The sequence below is a fragment of the Streptomyces prunicolor NBRC 13075 genome (assembly GCF_000367365.1).
GTDB classification, from domain to species: Bacteria; Actinomycetota; Actinomycetes; order Streptomycetales; family Streptomycetaceae; genus Streptomyces; species Streptomyces prunicolor.
The window spans coordinates 1-20,311 of the sequence record NZ_BARF01000017.1 but is presented as its reverse complement, the minus strand read 5'-3'; the positions used below and the strand labels follow the sequence as shown (position 1 = coordinate 20,311).

At 71.0% G+C, this 20,311-nt stretch carries 17 protein-coding genes; 8 read left to right on the top strand and 9 right to left on the bottom strand.

Going from position 1 to position 20,311, the window contains the following annotated elements; all coding sequences use genetic code 11:
- The first annotated feature begins 141 nt into the window (after positions 1–141).
- The 4 genes from SPR02S_RS08410 to SPR02S_RS08395 all read left to right on the top strand — a co-directional run bounded on the left by SPR02S_RS08410 (position 142) and on the right by SPR02S_RS08395 (position 7,623).
- On the top strand, positions 142–2,979 hold the full coding sequence (locus tag SPR02S_RS08410; protein WP_026150344.1) for an alpha/beta fold hydrolase: 2,838 nt from the start codon (positions 142–144) through the stop codon (positions 2,977–2,979).
- Positions 2,976–3,839, top strand: a complete 864-nt coding sequence (locus SPR02S_RS08405) for an ABC transporter permease (RefSeq protein WP_019056502.1) — start codon at positions 2,976–2,978, stop codon at positions 3,837–3,839. Before SPR02S_RS08410 ends, SPR02S_RS08405 begins: the two co-directional genes overlap by 4 nt.
- Positions 3,840–3,987: 148 nt before the next feature.
- Positions 3,988–5,595, top strand: a complete 1,608-nt coding sequence (locus tag SPR02S_RS08400; RefSeq protein ID WP_019056501.1) for a vWA domain-containing protein — start codon at positions 3,988–3,990, stop codon at positions 5,593–5,595.
- Between the two features lie 96 nt (positions 5,596–5,691).
- Entirely contained in the window at positions 5,692–7,623 is a 1,932-nt protein-coding gene (locus tag SPR02S_RS08395) for an AMP-dependent synthetase/ligase (protein WP_019056500.1), read from the top strand.
- 60 nt (positions 7,624–7,683) lie between these two features.
- Here the strand turns inward: SPR02S_RS08395 and SPR02S_RS08390 are convergent, their stop codons facing one another.
- Both SPR02S_RS08390 and SPR02S_RS08385 read right to left on the bottom strand, forming a co-directional pair.
- On the bottom strand, positions 7,684–8,094 hold the full coding sequence (locus SPR02S_RS08390; protein ID WP_019056499.1) for a rodlin: 411 nt from the start codon (positions 8,092–8,094) through the stop codon (positions 7,684–7,686).
- 313 nt (positions 8,095–8,407) lie between these two features.
- Positions 8,408–8,821, bottom strand: coding sequence for a rodlin (locus SPR02S_RS08385; protein ID WP_019056498.1), 414 nt, complete (start codon positions 8,819–8,821; stop codon positions 8,408–8,410).
- 191 nt (positions 8,822–9,012) lie between these two features.
- On the opposite strand from SPR02S_RS08385, the gene SPR02S_RS08380 reads away from it, so the two are divergent.
- The 3 genes from SPR02S_RS08380 (at position 9,013) to SPR02S_RS08370 (ending at position 10,906) form a co-directional block, all read left to right on the top strand.
- A complete protein-coding gene (locus SPR02S_RS08380; RefSeq protein WP_019056497.1) occupies positions 9,013–9,429 on the top strand; it encodes a rodlin in 417 nt (138 codons plus the stop codon).
- Between the two features lie 258 nt (positions 9,430–9,687).
- Positions 9,688–9,915, top strand: coding sequence for a chaplin ChpD (gene chpD, locus SPR02S_RS08375; protein WP_026150343.1), 228 nt, complete (start codon positions 9,688–9,690; stop codon positions 9,913–9,915).
- A 130-nt stretch (positions 9,916–10,045) separates the two neighbouring features.
- Positions 10,046–10,906: a chaplin family protein gene (locus tag SPR02S_RS08370; RefSeq protein WP_019056495.1), complete on the top strand. Its 861-nt coding sequence runs from the start codon at positions 10,046–10,048 to the stop codon at positions 10,904–10,906.
- Between the two features lie 53 nt (positions 10,907–10,959).
- Here SPR02S_RS08370 and SPR02S_RS08365 read toward each other — a convergent pair whose 3' ends face one another.
- The gene (locus tag SPR02S_RS08365) at positions 10,960–12,216 is read right to left on the bottom strand and encodes an NAD(P)-binding domain-containing protein (RefSeq protein ID WP_019056494.1); all 1,257 of its coding nucleotides are present in this window, start codon (positions 12,214–12,216) and stop codon (positions 10,960–10,962) included.
- On the bottom strand, positions 12,216–13,526 hold the full coding sequence (locus SPR02S_RS08360) for a carboxylate--amine ligase (protein WP_019056493.1): 1,311 nt from the start codon (positions 13,524–13,526) through the stop codon (positions 12,216–12,218). Before SPR02S_RS08360 ends, SPR02S_RS08365 begins: the two co-directional genes overlap by 1 nt.
- Before the next feature lie 153 nt (positions 13,527–13,679).
- Here SPR02S_RS08360 and SPR02S_RS08355 point away from each other — a divergent pair, with 153 nt between their 5' ends.
- The gene (locus SPR02S_RS08355; RefSeq protein WP_019056492.1) at positions 13,680–14,981 is read left to right on the top strand and encodes a glycoside hydrolase family 26 protein; all 1,302 of its coding nucleotides are present in this window, start codon (positions 13,680–13,682) and stop codon (positions 14,979–14,981) included.
- Between the two features lie 22 nt (positions 14,982–15,003).
- Here the strand turns inward: SPR02S_RS08355 and SPR02S_RS08350 are convergent, their stop codons facing one another.
- Genes SPR02S_RS08350 through murJ form a run of 5 tightly spaced genes read right to left on the bottom strand, consistent with a single transcriptional unit; the run spans position 15,004 to position 20,287 of the window.
- Entirely contained in the window at positions 15,004–16,098 is a 1,095-nt protein-coding gene (locus tag SPR02S_RS08350; RefSeq protein ID WP_043258171.1) for a GNAT family N-acetyltransferase, read from the bottom strand.
- Between the two features lie 5 nt (positions 16,099–16,103).
- Positions 16,104–16,736: a YveK family protein gene (locus SPR02S_RS08345; RefSeq protein WP_019056490.1), complete on the bottom strand. Its 633-nt coding sequence runs from the start codon at positions 16,734–16,736 to the stop codon at positions 16,104–16,106.
- Positions 16,733–17,887, bottom strand: a complete 1,155-nt coding sequence (locus tag SPR02S_RS08340) for a glycosyltransferase (RefSeq protein ID WP_019056489.1) — start codon at positions 17,885–17,887, stop codon at positions 16,733–16,735. Before SPR02S_RS08340 ends, SPR02S_RS08345 begins: the two co-directional genes overlap by 4 nt.
- Positions 17,884–18,642, bottom strand: coding sequence for a polysaccharide deacetylase family protein (locus tag SPR02S_RS08335; RefSeq protein WP_019056488.1), 759 nt, complete (start codon positions 18,640–18,642; stop codon positions 17,884–17,886). Before SPR02S_RS08335 ends, SPR02S_RS08340 begins: the two co-directional genes overlap by 4 nt.
- The gene (murJ, locus tag SPR02S_RS08330; protein WP_026150342.1) at positions 18,626–20,287 is read right to left on the bottom strand and encodes a murein biosynthesis integral membrane protein MurJ; all 1,662 of its coding nucleotides are present in this window, start codon (positions 20,285–20,287) and stop codon (positions 18,626–18,628) included. The genes SPR02S_RS08335 and murJ overlap by 17 nt, the downstream gene beginning before the upstream one ends.
- Positions 20,288–20,311 lie beyond the last annotated feature (24 nt).

Genomic DNA, 20,311 nt, shown 5'->3' with positions numbered 1-20,311 from the left:
TCAGCCACAACGCACCCGCACCCGGCAACGCAACAGCACCTCCCGAGCTAGAGGCCGTACACCAAGCGCGGTACACACCTCACCCCCGGTTCACCCCAGGGTCTGCCCCAACTGTCAGAGACGCCCCGTACCGTTGAACGCATGGATCTTCGACTGCCCGGGCTGCAAGGCCTACGACGACTACGACACCCCCGGCGCCGGCTAGCAGCCACCGCAGCCGTCGTCGTGCTCGCCGCCGCCGGCACCTGGACGGCCGCAGCCTCGGACAACACACCCCCGGTCCACCAGACAGACCGGAAGATGGCGATCGACGGCGTCACCCTGGACACCTCGTACTTCACCACGGGCGGATCAACCCGCCGCCCCGCAGTCCTCCTTGCCCACGGCTTCGGCGGCAACAAGGAAGACGTACGAAAAGAAGCCGAGGACCTGGCCCAGGACGGCTACGCGGTACTGACCTGGTCGGCACGCGGCTTCGGCAAGTCGACCGGCAAGATCGGCCTGAACGACCCGTCCGGCGAGGTCAAGGACGTATCGAAGCTGATCGACTGGCTGGCGAAACAACCGGACGTCCAGCTCGACAAGCCGGGCGACCCGCGCGTGGGCATGGCAGGCGGTTCCTACGGCGGCGCGATCTCCCTCCTGGCCGCCGGCTACGACGACCGGGTGGACGCGATCGCCCCGGCGATCACGTACTGGAACCTCGCGGACGCCTTCTTCCCGAACGGCGTCTTCAAGAAGCTCTGGGCCGGAATCTTCATCAACTCCGGTGGCGGCTGCGCCAAGTTCGAGCCCGCGCTGTGCCAGATGTACAACAGGGTCGCCGAGTCCGGAAAGCCGGACGCCCAGGCCCGCGCCCTCCTCGAAGCCCGCTCCCCGTCAGCCGTGGCCAAGCAGATCAACGTCCCGACCCTCCTGATCCAGGGCCAGACAGACTCCCTCTTCCCGCTCGGCCAGGCCGACGCGGCGGAGAAGGCGATCCGCGCGAACGGCGCCCCGGTCGACGTCGACTGGATCGCCGGAGGCCACGACGGCGGCGACATGGAGACGAGCCGCGTCCAGGCACGCGTGACGTCCTGGTTCGACCGGTACCTGAAGGACGACAAGAACACCGACACCGGCCCCGCGTTCCGCGTCACCCGCACCGGAGGCGTCGACTCCACGGACGGCGCGGCCCAGTTGCGCGGCGCGAGCGGCAGCGCGTACCCCGGCCTGGAGAGCGACCCGCGCACGATCGCCCTGACCGGTCGCCCCGAGCAGTCCTTCACCAACCCGGCCGGCGCCAGCCCACCCGCCATCTCGGCCCTCCCCGGCCTCGGCAGCACCGGCGGCCTCTCGCAACTGTCCTCCCTGGGCATCGGGGTCTCCCTCGACTTCCCGGGCCAGTACGCAGCATTCAACTCGGCCCCCGTCACCAAGGGCCTCCGCATCACCGGTTCGCCCACGGTCACCGTCCACGTCAAGTCGACGAGCGACGACACCGTCCTCTTCGGCAAGGTCTACGACGTGGGCCCCGGCGGCACCCAACAGGTGCTCCCCTCCCAGCTGGTGACCCCCCTCAGGATCGACGGCACCAAGTCCGGCAAGGACGTCACGATCACCCTCCCGGCCATCGACTACGACGTCCAGAGCGGCCACCACCTGCGCCTGGTCCTCGCCTCGACGGACCTCGGTTACGCCTCCCCGGCGGTCCCGGCGACGTACACCGTCACCCTGAAGAGCGACCTCAAGGTACCGACGGCCCCCGGCGTCACGACTGCGGCGGCGACGCTCCCGTCCTGGGTGTGGTGGCTCCCGCTGGCAGGCGCGGCGATCGCCCTGGCCCTGCTCCTGACCGGCCGCCGACGCACCGCCACGGCACCCCCCGCCCCCGAACTGTCCGAAGTCCCGCTCCAGATCACCGACTTGAGCAAGCGGTACGCGAAGTCCGCGGACCGGTACGCGGTACGGGACCTGTCCTTCCGCGTCGAGAAGGGTCAGGTGCTCGGCCTCCTGGGCCCGAACGGCGCGGGCAAGACGACCACCCTGCGCATGCTGATGGGCCTGATCAAACCGGACGCCGGTGAGATCAGAGTCTTCGGCCACGCGATCCGCCCGGGCGCCCCGGTGCTGTCCCGGGTCGGCGCCTTCGTCGAGGGCGCGGGCTTCCTCCCGCACCTCTCCGGGCGCGAGAACCTGGAGCTGTACTGGCAGGCCACGGGACGCCCGCCGGAGGACGCCCACTTGGAGGAGGCCCTGGAGATCGCGGGCCTCGGCGACGCACTCGCCCGCGCGGTCCGCACCTACTCCCAGGGCATGCGCCAGCGCCTCGCCATCGCCCAGGCCATGCTCGGCCTCCCCGACCTCCTCATCCTCGACGAACCGACCAACGGCCTCGACCCGCCCCAGATCCGAGAGATGCGCGAGGTGATGATCCGCTACGCGGAGGCGGGCCGCACGGTCATCGTCTCCAGCCACCTCCTCGCCGAGGTCGAACAGTCCTGCACCCACCTGGTGGTCATGGACCGCGGCCGTCTCGTCCAGGCGGGCCCGGTCGCCGAGATCATCGGCTCCGGGGACACCCTCCTGGTCGGCCTTGCCGCGGACATCTCCGACCCGCTGGTGGAGAAGATCGCGGCGCTCACGGACGTGGAGTCGGTGGTCCGCGCGGAGGGCGGCTTGCTGGTGCGGCTGGCGCCGGGTGACGAACCGGCGCCAGGTGACGCACCGGCACCGGGTGATGAGCTCGTGTCCGCCAACTCCCCGACGAACGGGGCGAGTACGGCCGCCGCCACGGCTGCCGCAGTCACCCCGGGTGGTGCAGTCACCCCGGCCGGCACCGCCACCGAGGGCACGACGTCCCCACCTCCCACCCAAGGCCCAGGCACCGCCGCCCGACTCCTCGTAGAACTCGTCCGCCTGGAAGTCCCCGTCTCCTCGGTCGGCCCGCACCGCCGGCTCGAAGACGCCTTCCTTACCCTGATCGGAGGTTCCGCATGAGCACGCTCGCCGAGCCCGTCGAGGTGGCCTCCGGCTACCGGGCCGGCCGCACCCTGCCCCTACGGGTCGAGCTGGTCCGGCAGTTGAAGCGGCGCCGCACGCTGATCATGGGCGGCATCCTCGCCGCGCTGCCCTTCATCCTGGTCGCAGCCTTCGCGATCGGCGGCACCCCGGGCGAGCGCGGCTCCCAGGTGACCCTGATGGACACGGCCACCTCGTCCGGCGCCAACTTCGCCGCGGTGAACCTGTTCGTGTCGGCCGGCTTCCTGCTGGTCGTCCCGGTCGCCCTGTTCTGCGGGGACACGGTCGCCTCGGAGGCCAGCTGGTCCTCCCTGCGCTATCTGCTCGCGGCACCCGTGCCGAGGGCCCGCCTCCTGTGGTCCAAGCTGGTGGTCGGGTTGAGCCTCAGCCTCGCCGCGATGATCCTGCTCCCGCTCGTCGCCCTCGCCGTCGGCACGGCCGCCTACGGCTGGGGCCCGCTGGAGCTGCCCACCGGCGGCGCGATCGGCGCGGGCACGGCGGCCCAACGCCTGTTGGTCGTCGTGGCGTTCATCTTCGTGTCCCAACTGGTCACCGCCGGGCTCGCGTTCTGGCTCTCGACGAAGACCGACGCACCCCTCGGCGCGGTCGGCGGCGCGGTCGGCCTGACCATCGTCGGCAACGTCCTGGACGCCGTCACGGCCCTCGGCCACTGGCGCGACTTCCTGCCCGCACACTGGCAGTTCGCGTGGGCGGACGCCGTACAACCCCACCCCGAGTGGTCCGGCATGATCCAGGGCACGGCGGTCTCCGTTACCTACGCCATCGTCCTGTTCGCCCTGGCCTTCCGGGGTTTCGCCCGCAAGGACATCGTGTCCTAGGTCACCGGAGGATCTCCCACCGGTCTCGACGGGCCATGATCGCGACCCCTTCGAGACGCTTCCGCAACTCCCCGTAGCGCACATTCCCGCCCCCTCCACCGTCACAGTCGCAAGAAGTCGACGTCAACGGACCGAGGGGGCACGGGAGATGGAGACCAACCGAACACGACCGAGCAGGCTGCCGGGGGAGCGGTCACACCACCGCACCCGGCGACTGTGCACCACCCTGCTCGCCCTGACCGCCGCGGGCGGCCTACTGCTCACGGGCTGCGGCGCGGGCGGCGGCGGCAGCAACTCCAGCGACTCGGACGCGTCGAACCGCACCGGTTTCCCGGCCCCGGCGGTCCCCTCGGGCGGCGAACAGAACAACGGCCAGAGCTCGGACGCGGACCAGGACGGCGAACAGACAAGCACCCCCGCCGACAAGATCGCCCCGTCCCCCGACTACCTCTCCACCTTCGCCCTGGACGTCGACACCGCCTCCTACGGCTACGCCCGCCGCGTCCTCGCCGACGGCGAACGCCCCGACCCGTCCACGATCCGCCCCGAGGAGTTCGTCAACAGCTTCCGCCAGGACTACGACCGCCCCGACGGCAACGGCTTCACGGTCACCGTCGACGGCGCCCGCACCGACAGCTCCAACTGGTCCCTCGTCCGCGTAGGCCTCGCCACCCGCACCGCCGACGACACCGACGAACGCCCGCCCGCCGCCCTGACGTTCGTGATCGACGTCTCCGGTTCCATGGCCGAGACGGGCCGCCTGGACCTCGCCAAGAAGTCCCTCGACGAGATGATCGACCGACTCCGCGACGACGACTCGGTCGCGCTCGTCACCTTCAGCGACAAGGCCGAGACCGTCCTCCCGATGACCCGCCTCGACGGCCACCGCGGCCAAGTCCACGACGCCATCGACGAGTTGGAGACCCAGTCCTCGACCAACCTCGGCGCGGGCGTCGAGACCGGCTACGCCACCGCAGGCGAAGGCCTGCGCAAGGGCGCCACCAACAGGGTCGTCCTCATCTCCGACGGCCTCGCCAACACCGGTGACACCAACGCCGATTCGATCCTCGACCGCATCGCGGACGAACGCCGCGACCACGGCATCACCCTCTTCGGCGTCGGAGTCGGCAGCGACTACGGCGACGCCCTGATGGAGAAACTCGCCGACAAGGGCGACGGCCACACCGCGTACGTCTCGAACGACACCGATGCCCGCAAGGTCTTCGTCGACCAACTCCCGCAGAACATCGACCTCACCGCCCGCGACGCCAAGGCCCAGGTCGCCTTCGACCCCGAGACGGTCGCGCAGTTCCGCCTCATCGGCTACGAGGACCGCAAGGTCGCCGACGACGACTTCCGCGACGACACCGTCGACGGCGGCGAGATCGGTCCCGGCCACACCGTCACCGCCCTCTACGCCGTCCGCACCAGGCCCGGTGCCGACGGCCACCTCGCCACGGCAAGCGTCCGCTGGCTCGACCCCAACACCCGCGCCCCGCACGAGGATTCGGGCCAACTGGAGACCGACGCCCTGCACGACTCCCTGAGCAGCGCGTCCCCCCGCTTCCAAGTCACCGCCGTGGCCGCCTACTTCGCCGACACCCTCCGCTCACCCGAGGACGACGAGGGCACCCTGCCCGGCAACCCCGGCCTCGGCCAACTCGCCGCCCGCGCCCACACGTTGGCGAAGAAAACGGAAGACACGGACGTACGACAACTCGCAGAGGCGATCGACGAGGCCCGCCGAATCGACTGAACCCACTGGTACCGCACAGACCCCATTGACCTTCCCCTACTTGCGAGTAAGTTGACGCCCCAGCCACCGTCTCACCGTCGACCGGGAGCAGCCGTCATGGGCGTACGCAAGGACCTGAAGCGGGCGCGGCAACGCACCGACCTCGCGGCCCGCACCCGGGTTGAACTCACCCGGGACGAGCGGGGCGTCGTACGAGAGGCGAGCACTCTGCCGCTCGCCCCGCGCCCGACGACCGGCAGCACCGCCGACCTGCCGTTCACCAACGCGGCGGAGGCCCCCGACACCGTGGTCCTCCGCCGCGAACAGGCCGGCACCTGGCACCCCGTCACCGCGGCAGCCTTCGCCCGTGAAGTGACCGCCGTAGCAAAGGGGTTGACGGCCGCAGGCCTCGAACCGGGCGGCCGGGTCGCGGTCATGTCCCGCACCCGCTACGAGTGGACGGTCCTCGACTTCGCGATCTGGGCGGCAGGCGGCCAGACGGTACCGATCTACGCCACCTCGTCGGCGGACCAAGTGGAGTGGATCGTCCGGGACTCGGGCGCCCGCTTCGTCGTCACGGAGACCGCCGAGAACACCGACACGGTCACCACCGGCACGGCCCGCCACCCCCAACCGCCGCGCGTCTGGCAGCTGGACGCCGGAGCCATGGCCGAACTCACCGGCCTGGGTGAGGAGTTGCCCGACGACGAGATCACCAAGCGCCGCGCCTCCCTGACCCCCGACACGATCGCGACGATCTGCTACACCTCCGGCACCACCGGCCGCCCCAAGGGCTGCGTCCTCACCCACGCCAACCTGCACGCCGAGGCGGCCAACATGCTCGAGCTGCTGCACCCCCTCTTCACGGAGGTCACCGGCCAGGTCGCCTCGACGCTGCTGTTCCTCCCGCTCGCGCACATCATGGGCCGCACCCTCCAGATCGCCTGCCTGATGGCCCGCATCGAGATCGGCCACTGCCCGAGCATCAAACCTGACGAACTCCGCCCGGCGCTGAAGGAGTTCAGGCCCACGTTCCTGGTCGGCGTGCCGTACCTCTTCGAGAAGATCCACGACGCCGGCCGCGCGACCGCCGAGAAGATGGGCCGCGCCGCCTCCTTCGACCGAGCCGACCGCATCGCGATCCGCTTCGGCGAGGCCTACCTGAACAAGTTCCTCGGCACCGGCAAGGGCCCCGGCCCCGCCCTCTACGCCGCCTGGGCCCTCTACGACCTGCTGGTCTACCGCCGTATCCGCAAGGAACTCGGCGGCCGCCTGCGCTACGCGATCAGCGGCGGCTCCCCGCTCGACCGCGACCTCAACCTCTTCTTCTCCGCCGCCGGAATCATCGTCTACGAGGGCTACGGCCTCACCGAGACCACAGCCGCCGCCACCGTCGTCCCGCCCCTGCGGCCCCGCCCCGGCACAGTCGGCCTCCCGGTACCCGGCACCACGATCCGCATCGCCGACGACGGCGAGGTGCTCATCAAGGGCGGGGTGGTCTTCGGCGCGTACTGGAACAACCCGGCGGCCACCGACGCCGTACTGCGGGACGACTGGTTCGCGACCGGTGACCTCGGCGCCCTCGACGAGGACGGCTATCTCACCATCACCGGCCGCAAGAAGGACATCCTCGTCACCAACGGCGGCAAGAACGTCTCCCCGGCCGTCCTGGAGGACCGCCTGCGCAGCCGCGCCCCGGTCGGCCAGTGCCTGGTCGTCGGCGACAACCGTCACTTCGTCGCCGCCCTGATCACCCTCGACCCCGAGGCCCTCGCCCACTGGCTCGCGGTCCGCAAACTCCCGGCCGACACCCCGCTCGCCGACCTCGTCGAGGACCCTCGCCTGCGCGCCGACGTCCAGAAAGCCGTCGACCACGCCAACGAGGCCGTCTCGCGCGCCGAGTCCATCCGCGCCTTCGCCCTGATCGAGGGCGAGTTCACCGAGGACAACGGCCTCCTCACCCCGTCCCTGAAACTCAAACGGCATGTGGTGACGGCGGCGTACGCGGAGGACATCGAGGCCCTGTACGCGAAGTCGAAACGGCCCTAACACGAAGAGCGGGCCGCCGAAGTGCTCGGCGGCCCGCTCTTGTGATGCGTGGTGCTGAGGTCAGCTGCCCACGGCGCCGTTGCCCGACAGGACCGGGATGTTGTCCAGGATGTGCGACAGCGGCTCGTCGCCCTTCGCCTGGGTCGAGTTCTCGGTGCACTGCTGGTTCTGCGGGGCCGAGAGGATCGGCACGTCCTGCAGAACGGTGACCGGCACGACGCCGACGATCGAGGCGAGGTTCGCCTTGACCGGCAGGCCGACACAGGGCTTGTTCAGGGTGCCCTGGACGAGGGAGAGCTGGGGGCTCATGTCGCCCTTGGTCTCCTGGTTGCCGTACTTCTGCACGGCGCCGTTGCCCTGAGTGGTGGTGACGCCGTCGTCGTTGCCGATCGCCATCGCCGGGGTGGCGATCGCGGCCGTGGCACCGGCGAGGGAGGCGGCAACAGCCGCGGTCGCCCACAGCTTCTTCATGTTCAAACCCTTTCGGAGGACGGACTCCCGTTGCGGAGCCGCACGATGATCAACTGAGTGATGACTGGTTCGGTTGCGGCCTTTGCCCCGTATGGAGCAATAAGTCGGCTCGCGTGTAAGCAAGTTGGCTTCCTCGCCCGGGGCGCGCCGGGAGATCCGCGGCGGGTCGCTCGGCAGGGGCTGCTGTCCGCGGGGGACCAGCGGACGGGCCGCGCGCAGCTTCCCGAACTCCTCGGCCGCCTTCCGCGCGTCCCGGCGAGGCAAGCAGGCGGGCCGCCGAGAGATCGGCGGCCCGCTGTGCACGTCCGCGAGGTCAGCTGCCCGCGGCGCCGTTGCCCGACAGGACCGGGATGTTGTCCAGGATGTGCGACAGCGGCTCGTCGCCCTTCGCCTGGGTCGAGTTCTCGGTGCACTGCTGGTTCTGCGGCGCGGAGAGGATCGGCACGTCCTGCGCGACGGTGACCGGCACGAGGCCGACCAGCGAGGCCAGGTTCGCCTTGGCCGGCAGGCCGATGCAGGGCTTGTTCAGCGAGCCCTGGATGAGCGCCATCTGGGGGCTCATGTTGCCGTACGTGGCCTGGTTGCCGTAGACCTGCTCGGCGCCGTTGCCGTTCGCCGTGGTGACGCCGTTGTCGTTACCGATCGCCATCGCCGGGGCGGCGACGGCAGCCGAGGCTCCGACGACGGAAGCGGCGACAGCCGCAGCAGCCATAACCTTCTTGATCACTTGCGTGGTCCCTTCTGGAGTAACCCCGTCCACCGGAGCGACCTGAACAACTGGCACCGGGCCGCATGGTTGCTCCGATTCACTCCAATGGCCCAGATGAATCCAACCGGGTGAAGCCACGCAACCAATCCGGCCGACCTCTGTTGATGGGGGAGCAGGAATTGTGTCTCTGCCAGGAAAGGACCGCAGAAATGCTCAAGAAGGCAATGGCTGCGACGGCTGTCGCGGCTTCCGTCGTCGGCGTCTCGGCGACGGCCGCCCCGCAGGCGCTGGCCATCGGCAACGACAACGGCGTCACCACGGTCAACGGGAACGGTGCCGAGCAGGCCTATGGCAACGCCAAGACGGCCGGCGACATGAGCCCCCAGCTCGGGCTCGCCCAGGGCGACCTGAACAAGCTCTGTGTCGGCCTGCCCGCCAAGGTCAACGCGGCCTCGATCGTGGGCGTACTGGTGCCGGTCACCGTCCTCCAGGACGTGCCGGTCCTCTCGGCCCCGCAGAACCAGCAGTGCGCCGAGAACTCCACCCAGGCCAAGGGTGACGAGCCGCTGTCGCACATCGCGGACAACATCCCGGTCCTGTCGGGCAACGGCGCCATCGGCAGCTGATCGTCCGTCAATAAAGCGGCCGGGGCGGCCCGTACGGAAAATCCGTACGGGCCGCCCCGGCCGTTTCGTATTGCCGCCTTCTTCCTGGCTCCCCTTGAAGAGAAGCGTTTCTGCATCCGTGCGGCCATCGCGTCAATTCGGTGCCGACGATCGAGTGAATTGTCAGGTGACACGCGTTCTTGAGTTTCTTCCTGCGTCTATCCCTCGTTTTACAGGCTGCAGGTCATGGTGGGCATGACCGCAGAGAAGGGAACGTTCATGAAGAAGAGCGCTGCTGTTGTCGCCGGTGCGATCATGGCTCTCGGTATGGCCGCCCCGGCCTTCGCCGACGCCGGTGCCGAGGGCGCCGCTGTCGGTTCGCCGGGTGTCCTCTCGGGCAACGTGGTCCAGGTTCCCGTGCACATCCCCGTCAACGTGTGCGGCAACACGGTCAACGTGATCGCCCTGCTGAACCCGGCGTTCGGCAACACGTGCGTCAACGACTGACGACGTAACACACCAGCCGTTCCGGCTGTGTCACGGCCGGCCTTGGACACGTTTCGTTCCAAGGCCGGCTTTTTTTCCCACTTCTTCAAGCAGGAAGACAACGAGATTGCGACAGACCCTGGGTAAGGGAATGGTCGCGGCGGCCGCCGCGACGAGCATTCTGTCCCTGTGCGGCAGCCCCGCCCTGGCCGATTCGTACACCGGCGGCGCTGCCAAGGATTCGCCGGGCGTCCTGTCCGGCAACAGCCTTGAGGTTCCGGTCGACGTACCGGTCAACGCATGCGGCAACACCGCCGATGGAGTGTCCGGGCTCAACCCGACGTTCGGCAACTCCTGCGCCGGCGGCAAGGAGGAACACCGGCACGGCAGTGAGCATAGCGGCCACCACCGGTGGACCGAGCCGTCGTACGGCGACTCCGACGACGACTCGGGCGATGACTACGGCTACGGCTCCGGTTATGGCCACGGGCACGAGTACGGCCACAACTACGGTCACGGTCATGGCTACGGAGACGACTCGGGTTACGGCTCCGGCGATCACTCGGGCTACGGCTCCGGTGACTCGGGCCACGGCACTCCGGAGGACTGTGAGGAGACGCCGGCGCCTCCGCCCGGCGGCCACCACCACACGCCGCCTCCCCCGACGGGTGGGCATCACACCCCGCCGCCTCCCACCGGCGGGCACCACACTCCGCCGCCCCCCACGGGCGGACACCACACCCCACCGCCTCCTACGGGTGGGCACCACACCCCGCCCCCTCCTACGGGTGGGCACCACACCCCGCCGCCTCCCACCGGCGGCAACCACACCCCGCCGCCCCCCACGGGCGGGCACCACACGCCTCCGCCCACCGGTGGGAATCACACCCCGCCGCCCGTTCTGGCGCACACCGGCAGTGAGGCCATGCTGGCCACTTCCGGTGCCAGTGCCGCGCTGATCGCGGGTGGCATGATCCTCTACCGGCGAGGCCGAGCCGCTTCCCGTAGGTAGTACGCACGGGGTGCCGGACGTCACCGCCCGGCACACCCGCGCCGCCCGCGCCGTCAGCGTCGTACGAAAGCCGGCGTGCCCCGTCGTCCAGGCGCCGGGATCATCCCGCCGCGCGGCTCCGAGCGCAGTCGGCGTTCGACTCCCCGCACCAGCGCGCCCGCCGTGTACGTGGCGCCGTGCACGAAGCGCATCGCCGGGCCGAAGCCCGAGGCCGTCACCAGGCCCGCCATGAAGAGGCCGGGGTGCGAGGACTCGAAGTCCCGGCCGACCTCGGGGGAACCGTCGCCCACCGTGGCCAGGGAGCCCCTCAACTCGCTGGAGAGCAGCCCGAGTCGGTTGGTCGTCGCCTTGAACCCCGTTGCCGCGATGACGTGTTCGGTGTCCAGGGAGCGTGTCCCGCCCGCCCGGCTCACCGTCTCCAGACGGACCCCGCCCGGCACCACGTCGGCCGCCGCGACCTCATGGCCGAGCAGCACCTCCACCACCGGTTCGACCCGGTCCCGCACCCACCAAGCACCGGCCGGACCAAGGGCGTTCGCCGCGATCCCGGCCCGGGTCGACTCCGGCAGCCGACGGAAGAGGCCGGGGCGCTCGGAGTAGAACCAGTTGCGCCAGCCGGGGCCCAGGCCGCTGTGCGGGGAGCGGGCCGACTGCCACCACGGGCGCTCCCAGGCCGGCGGCACGTCGTTCCAGGACAGCTCGTCCGCCCGCGCCAACACCCGTACCCGTGTGTCCTGTTCGGCGAGCAGTGCCGCCGTCTCCAGCGCCGCCTGGCCGCCGCCGATCACCGTGACGTCCTTGCCGCGGAAGTCGTCCAGCGAGCTGTGGTGACTGCTGTGCGAGACGAGGGACCGCCCCAACCCCCGTAGCGCGGACGGGATTTCGACGAACGGCATGACACCGACCGCGAGCGCGACGGTCCGGGCGTGCAGCACCCTGCCGTCGTCGGTCACCGCCTCGAAGCCGCCCGGCACCGGCGCGATCCGCTCCACCGTCCGCTCGTCCACCTCGGGGACGGCGTTGCGCGCGAACCACAGGCCGTACGAGGCGAACATCTCGACCGGGATCGGCTCCCCGTGCCGGGCCTCCACGCCCTGGGTCGCGCAGTACCCGTCGAGCGGCCAACGGCCCTCCGGATCCGACAAGTTGGAGGCCCAGGGCTCCGACTTGAGGAACATGCCCCGGGGCATGTGGTCGCGCCAGGACGCCATCGGCCGGCCGAAGACCCGCAGGTTCAGCCCGGCGGCCGCGGCGTGGGACGCGATGGACAGGCCGTACGGGCCCGCGCCCACCACCAGCAGGTCGTACATCAGCAGCTGCTCGCTTTCTCGTCATCGGTCAACTCGGTCACCTTGGTCAACTCGGCTGGTTCGACGGGCGTGTTGGGGTGGCTCTCGCCTGCCTGCCGGACCACCCGCGCCTCCGCCGGACGCGCCGCCGGGGCCGGTCCGCCCAGCCGCTCCCGCAGCTTGCGCAGCACATGCCGTCCCCACAGCCCCCACATCGCGCGGCCCGGCCCCGGGTCGTCCGGCGCGTGCCAGGCCAGCTCGCGTCCGCCGAGCATCGGCCGCAGCGCGCTGAGCGGCGCGTAGTTCTCCACCACGAACGACCGCCCCGGCCGCGGCGACCCGTCCGGCAGCGGACGGTGGGTCAGATCCAGGTGCAGGGCGCGGACGACGTCCAGGCCCGCGGAGTCCGCGAAGAGCCGGAACTGGGCGCCGGGCCGCGGGTTGAAGTCGAGGAGGTGATAGTCGCCGGTCGTGCCGCAGCGGCGGAAGTCCAGGTCGAAGATGCCCCGGTAGCCGAGCGAGGCGGTGAGACGCTCGGCGAGCGCCTGCACCTGCGGGTTGGGCGTCCAGCGGCCCACCGCCGTCAGCCCCGCGCCACGCGGCCAGGCCCGCTGCTTACGGCCGGGGCCACCGCCGCGCACGGCGCCGGAACGGTCGGCGTACCCGTGGAAGAACCAGTCGCGGTCCGGCCCGGACGGCAGGAACGCCTGCAACAGCAGTCGGCTGCCCGCCTCCTCGGCGCGCAGGAACAACTCGCGCGCCTCCTGCCCGCTGTGCACCACCACCGTGCTGCGCAGTCCGGTCCCGGCCGGTACCAGCCAGGGCCGGCTCCACTTCGCGACCACCGGCAGCCCCAGTTGCCAAGCGGCGCTCGCCGCCTGCGCCGGGCTCTCCGGGATCAGCGTCACCGGGTGCGGGATGTCCGCGCCCGCGCACACCGCGGCCAGTTCCGCCTTGTCCGCGACCCGTTCGGGCAGTGCGCCGGGCTGCTGCGGGAGCAGGTAGGAGGGCGCGAGTTCGTCACTCAGCCGGCCGACCGCGACGGCGCTCGCGTCGTCCATCGGGATCAGTACGGCCGGACGCGCGATCCGCGCGGCCACCCGGCGGAGCGTGCCGACGATCTCGGTGGGCGTCGCGCCGGGCGGCGGCGGGGGATGCATCTGGCAGACAAAGCGGGAGCTGCGTACGGGACTTCCGGTGGAATCGGCGACCACATGCACCTCCACTCCCGTCCGGCCCAGCGAACGCACGGCACCCAGCGTTCCGTGGTGAAAGGGATTCCGGTCGATCCGCAACAGAACTGCGGGGACACGGATGTCGAGCAGCGACACGGACTGTTTCCTTCGGTTCGATTCACCCGTGCGGGCGATGGAGGAACTCGGAAGCCGTAACGGCGGTGGCGTAATTCATATTCATATGACTGAGTGTCAGTAGAAGGAAAAGCAAAGTCGGAACGGAGTACGAGAGTGGAGAGAGGAGCAGGCATGGCCCCACAGCAGCGACGGTCCCGGACCGGACGACTCGCCTTCATCGCAGCCGCGGTCGCCGCGTCGGCGGCTTTCGCGTCGGGTCCCGGGTTCGCGGCGGGGGTGACGCGGGTCACCGATCCGCCTGCTCCCGTGACCACCCCGACCGCGGCCACCGCACCCACGACCCCGGCCGTCGTAGAACCCGCGAAGGCACCCGAGGCCACCAAGACCCCCGAGCCGAAGCAGGCCCCCGCCTTCGGTGCCTTCCTCGATTCCGGGGCTCGCGGTGTGGCCCGCATGGCGGCGCTCAGCAGCTGGCTGGGCGGTGCCGAACTGCGCGTCGGGCACACCTACCTGCCCGGCAACCACTGGAGCGACATCGAGGGCGCCCCCGGTCTCCTCGACGTGTGGGCGGACTGGCGGACGGAGAAGTCCGACCGGATGCTCGTCCTCAACGTGCCGATGCAGGAGCACAACGAGGACGGTGTCTCCGACTGGCAGGTGCGGCAGCTGCTCCAGCAGGGCGCGGCCGGTCAGTTCGATCAGCACTTCAAGGCCCTCGCCGAGCGGCTGGTCGACCTGAAGGTGCCGGACACCGTGATCGTGCTCGGCTGGGAGATGAACGGCACCACGTACACCTCTCGTTGCGGGCCGGACCCGGAGGCCTGGAAGAAGTACTGGAACAGGATCGTCACCACGATGCGCTCGGTGCCGGGCCAGAAATTCCGGTTCGACTTCGATCCGACCCGCGGCCGGGACGCCGTTCCCTGGACGCAGTGTTATCCGGGGGACGACACGGTCGACATCGTCGGAATGGATTCGTACGACCAGCCGTCCGGGCTGACGTTCGACGAACAGGTGAAGGAGCCCTACGGACTTCAGGCACATGTGGACTTCGCCAAATCCCACGGCAAGCCCATTTCCTATCCTGAATGGGGACTCTTCCGAAACGGCGACAACGCGGAGTACATGAAGCGCATGCTCGCCTGGATGGACGAGCACAAGCCGCTGTACAACACGGTCACCGACTACTGCCCGCACGGTGTGTGGCAGTGCTCCGAGAACCCGAAGTCGTCCCAGGTCTACCGCTCGGTCCTGTTCGGCCGCACCGAGGACCCGACCCCGACCCCGACACCTACTCCGGTTACTCCGGAGCCGACCAAGCCGCCCACGCCCACGACACCGACCACACCCACCACACCGCCCACCCCGACGCACCCGGCCAACTGCTCGCCGGTCGAGCTGGGCGACTGGGTGGAGTACTGGCTCGGCGGGAAGCTGTGCGTGAAGTTCGACTGGTGGCAGCGCGACCGCTGAACCAGAGGTGGCGGCGGGCCGCTCACGGTCCGTCGCCACCGCGTTCCTTCCACTTCCGCACGATCGCCTTGCCCCGCCGGCGCGCGGCGACATCGCAGACGACCGTCGCCATCAGCGGCGCCGTGCGCCGCCGGGCCAGCAACAGCCGCTGGTTGACGACCGGTTCGGGCCGCCAGTGATGCTTGTACGGCTCGTCCCCGCGCAACAGGCTCAGCGTGCGGGGCTCACCCGCCCCCGTGTGCTCGGCGCACGCGTCGAGCAGCATCACCGCCACATCCGCCTTCCGCTCCCGCAGCCGCGGATGCGCGCCGTAGAGATAACCCCCCGCGAGCCGCCGCGACAACAACGTCAGATCTACGGCGACCACGTCCTCGTCGAGCCGGAACTCGGTGACGACGGCGTCGCCGGAGCGCACCATCGGCCCGACCGAGCGCACCAGGTGCTCGCAGAACCGGGTCTGGAGATGCTCGGACGTCACCTTCCGCCCCTGCCACTGGAGTTCGTGCAGCTCCAGCAGCCGCCGTAGCGCCGAGTCCACCCCGTCCGGATGTACGACGTGACGCTCGACGCCGAGCGCGGTCAGCTTGCGGAGCTTGGCGCGGACGCGTTGGGCCTTGGAGGACGGGAGCCGGGCGACCAGGTCGGCCATCGGTACGGCGGGCAGCTCCAGGCACAGCGAGTCGTGCACGCGGCGGCGCGGGCCGCGCCAGCGGTCGTAGACGCGCTCGACCGCGCCGCCGGGGCGTACCTCGCGGAAGTCGATCAGCGCGGTGCGGGCGGCGGACGCGAGGCCCTCGGTGAGCGCGGTGACGGCCGGGTCGCCGTGCTCGTCGTCCAGCAGGACGTCCCCGTAGTCGGAGATCGCGCCGCCGAGCGGGACCAGTGCGGGAACCGGGCTGCGGACGAGCATCAGGGGTGCGGCGGCGACGAGTTCGCGGCCGTCGCGGACAACGAGCAGGCGCAGGCGGCCCGTTCGGCCGTACGACAGCCACCAGGAGTGCAGCCAGGCGTGCGACTGGAACGGGGTCGCCGCGCCGCACTTCTGGTACAACCGGCCCCAGGCCGGGGCCAGTTCGGCGAACTCCTGGGCGTCGGTGACGAGTTCGGTCGAGTACACCGGTGTCACAGCACGTCGGCCGCGGTGGCCGGGCTGGGCACGGAGGCGGGACGGCCGGTCTCGTCGGTCGTACGGCGGGGGCGGACGAGCAGCAGCAGGCCGCCGAGGAGACCGCCCGCGCTCGCGCCGACCAGGCCGGTCACCGCGGCCGAGGCCGAGGTGGGCGCGGTCGGCTTGATGGCGCGGGCGAAGGTCTGGAGTTCGACGTGGGTCGAGGCCTTCGCGTCGTTCGCGTGCACGGTCAGCGAGCGGGACACGGCGTTGGCCATGTCGGCGGCGAGGTCGGCGCGCGAGGAGGTGGCCGTGACGGCGACCATCGGCGCGTCCGGCGAGGTCGCCGTCTGCACGCTCGACTGGAGCGTCTTCACCGGCACGCCCGCCCACACCTGCGCGTCCCCGAGCACCGCGAGCTGCGTGGCGACCCGGCCGTAGGCCTGCGCGAAACCGAGGGCGGTCGCGGAGTCGGCCTTGTCGGTGGGGACGGCGATGACGTAGCTGGTGGCCGTGTACGTCGGGCTCTTGACGACGCCGTACGCGCCGCCGAGCAGGCCGCCGGTCACGGCGCCGGCCGCGAGGAGGGACCAGGCCGGGAGGGCTTTCGCGCGGCTGAGGGGGAGGTGCTGTCGGATCTCGGTCATGAGGAACTGGCTCCCTGGGGTGCGGGGGACGGCGACGAGGTGGAGACCGCGGCCGCGTACACGTCCATGAGTTGGGCGGCGCTGCGGGTGATGCAGTAGTGGTGGGCGGCGTCCGGGGCGGTGCGTGGACGCGGGCCCCGCGCGCGGGCCGCCGCCAGCGCGCGGGCGAAGACCTCGGGGCCGCCCTGCACACGCCGGGCGGCGGCCGCGGCCTGCGGCGGGAGGTCCTCGATGGCGGGGCAGGAGGCGTAGAGCACGGGCAGCCCGGCCGCCAGACCCTCCACGACCGCCAGGCCGAAGGCCTCCTCGGGGGACGGCGAGGCGAGCAGGTCCATGGCGGCGGTGAGGGAGGGCAGGTCGGGGCCCGGCGAGCCGTCGGGTACGTAGGGGCGTTCGCCGGTGAACAGCACCCGGTCGGCGACCCCGCAGTCGTGGGCCGTACGGCGCAGGAGGTTCTCCTCGGTGCCGCCGCCGACCAGCAACAGCCAGTAGTCGTCCGGGAGTTGGGCCAGGGCGCGGATCAGGACGTCGAAGCGTTTGCCGGCGGCGAGGCGGCCGATGCCGCCGACGACGTACGCGCCCTCGGGCAGGCCGAGCCGCTGGCGAGTGCGCAGGCGTTGCGCCGGGTCGAAGCGGAAGCGGTCCAGGTCGATGCCGTTGGGGACCACTTCGATACGCGGGCCGGGCACACCCCAGCGCTCCAGGCGTTCGGCGACCGTGGGGGACACGGCGACAGTGGAGCGGCCCAGGCGCTCGCTGGCGAGGTACAGGGCGCGGACCCCGGCGCTGAGGCCGCGGCCCTCCATCTGCGAGTCGCCCAGGGAGTGTTCGGTGGCGACGACCGCCTTCACCCCCGCGATCCGGGCGGCGAGCCGGCCGTAGACGCAGGCGCGGTAGAGGTGGGTGTGGACGAGGTCGTAGCGGCCGGTGCGGATGATTCTGACCAGGCGGGGGAGGGCGGCGAGGTCGCGGTTGCCGGTCATGCCGAGGTGGAGGACGCGGACCCCGTCGGCGGTCAGGCCGTCGGCGACCGCGCCCGGGTTGGTGAGCGTCACGACGTCGCAGTCGACCGGCAAGTGCCGGATCAGCAAACGGAGTTGCTGCTCCGCGCCGCCGACGCCGAGGCCGGTGATGATGTGCAGGGCCCTCATGCGAGCCCCTCCACCGGACGCCGGCGCAGGCGGTGCAGCCGGTACTTGAGGAAGAGGCGTACGGCGGTGTCGTTCTGGCCGATGTGCACGCGGGGGAGCGCGTGCGGGCCGTTGAGGTCGCCGGGGTCGATGGCGCAGGCGTAGGTGTAACCGGCCTCGCGTACGGCGTCCATGGCGCGGGCGTCGATCGTGCCGTAGGGGTAACAGAAGCCGTGGACCGGGGAGTTGAGCAACTCCTGGAGCCTGGTGCGGCTTTCGGTGACCTCGGCCTTCAGGGTGGCGTCGTCCGCCTTGGTCAGGTCGACGTGGGTCAGGCTGTGGGAGCCGATCTCCACGCCCTCGGCGGCCGCTTGGCGGATGCCGTCCGCGGTGAGGAGGGGTTTGCGCGGGCCCAGTGGGTCCCAGGCGTTGTCGCCGCCGAGGCGGCCGGGGAGGACGAAGAGGGTGGCGCCGCAGTCCCAACGGGCCAGCAGGGGAAGGGCGTTGGTGACGAAGTCGGCGTACCCGTCGTCGAAGGTGAGACCGACCAGGCCGCGGCCCTCGCCCCGGGCGCGGGCGGCGAGCAGGTCGGCCATGGACACGCCTCGCAGACCGCGCCTGCGCAGCCAACTCAGCTGCTGCTCAAGGCGGTCGGGGGTGACCGTGATGCGGTAGGGGTCGTCGGAGCAGTCGCCCACGGAGTGGTACATCGCCACCCACGGGACCGGGCCCGTGACGCGACTGCCGGTGGTCGGGGAATCAACGGGAGCGGCCATGGATGAGCCTTCGTGTGACGGAGCGGACGGATTCCAGTGCGGGTGCGAAGCCCTGGGCGCCCAGGGCCCAGCCGAGCAGGACGAAGACGACGGTGACGGTCGTGCAGCCGGCCGTGAGACCGAGCAGTGGCGAGGGCAGCGCGTGGGCGACGAACGCGCCCGCGATCGTGGCGACCACGGCCGCGCGAACCGGCCGGCTCAGCTCGATCAGGACCTGCCGGGTGCGGATCGGGACGCTGCGGGGGCCCGAACCGCAGAGCAGGAGTACGGCGGTGAAGGTGATGCCGGTGGCGTTGGCGACGGCGATGCCGATCACGCCCCAGGGGCCGACCGCGCAGGCGCCGATCCAGGAGGTCACCACGATGCCGGCGGCCATCGCGCCGACCGGGTACCAGGTGGGGCGGCCCGCCGAGAAGTAGGAGCGGACCAGGACGCCTACCAGGGTCTGACCGAGCAGCCCGAGGGCGTACACGCGCATGATGTCGGCGGTGGCGGTGGTGTCGTGGGCGGTGAACGCGCCTCGCTGGAAGAGGAGTTGGATGATCTGCGGGGCGCAGGCGATCACCGTGGCGGCGCCGAGCAGCACGAGGCAGGCGGCGAGTGCGAGGTCGCGCTCCACGCGGTTGCGGGCCTTCTCCGTGTCGCCCTCGGCGAGCGCCCGCGCGACCACCGGGAAGGTGACCGTGCACAGCATCATCGAGAGCATCATCGGCATCTGGGCGACCTTCTGCGCGTAGTTCAGATGCGAGATGGCACCGGCGGGGAGGTGCGAGGCGAGGAAGCGTTCGATCAGGACCTGGGACTGGCGGCACAGGGCGAAGAGCAGCACGGTGGCCATCAGGGCGAGGTTCATCGGGCGGGGTTCGGCGGGGCCGGTGTCCGCGTCCGGGGCGGTGGGCTTGTGGCTCGTCAACTGGCGCCACAGGGCGGGGAGTTGGGTCAGCACCATCAGGACGCCGCCGCCGGCCACGCCGAGGGCCGCCGAGCGGACGCCCCAGTGGGCGCCGAAGGCGTACATCCCGGCGATGATGCCGATGTTGTACGCCACGTAGATCGCCGCCGGGGCTACGAAGCGGCGGTGGGCCCGGAGGGCCGCGCTGCAGTAGCCGGCCAGGCCGAAGCTGAGGACGCAGGTTGCGGTGATGCGGGTGCAGCTGATTGCCAGGGCGGGGTTGGGGAGGCCGGGGGCCAGGGCTTCGACCAGGTAGGGGGCTGTGCCGATGAGTAGTGCTGATACGGCGATGAAGGCCAGGGTCAGGCGGGGGAGGGTGGTTGCCACCAGGGCTCGTACCGGGTCGCCGGGGGCGCCTTGCGCTCTGCGGGCCAGGGCCAGACTGAAGGCCGGGATCAGGGCGAAGGCGAGGCCGTCTTCGATCAGGAGGGTGGCGGCGAATTCCGGGATGGTCCAGGCGACGAGGAAGGCGTCTGTTTCGCTGCCGGCGCCGAAGAGGCGGGCCAGGGATTGGTCTCTGGCCAGGCCTAGTAGGGAGCCGGTGAGGGAGAGGACGGCGGTGATGAGTGCGGCTTTGGCCAGGAAGCGGCGGGAATCGGGGGCGGGGGTGTCTTCGGAGGTGCGGGCCGGTGGGAGTACGGGGGCGGTGTCGGTGGGTGGTTGGGTGCTGCGCCGTCGGGGCTGGTCGCGCAGTTCCCCGCGCCCCTTTAGGGGGTC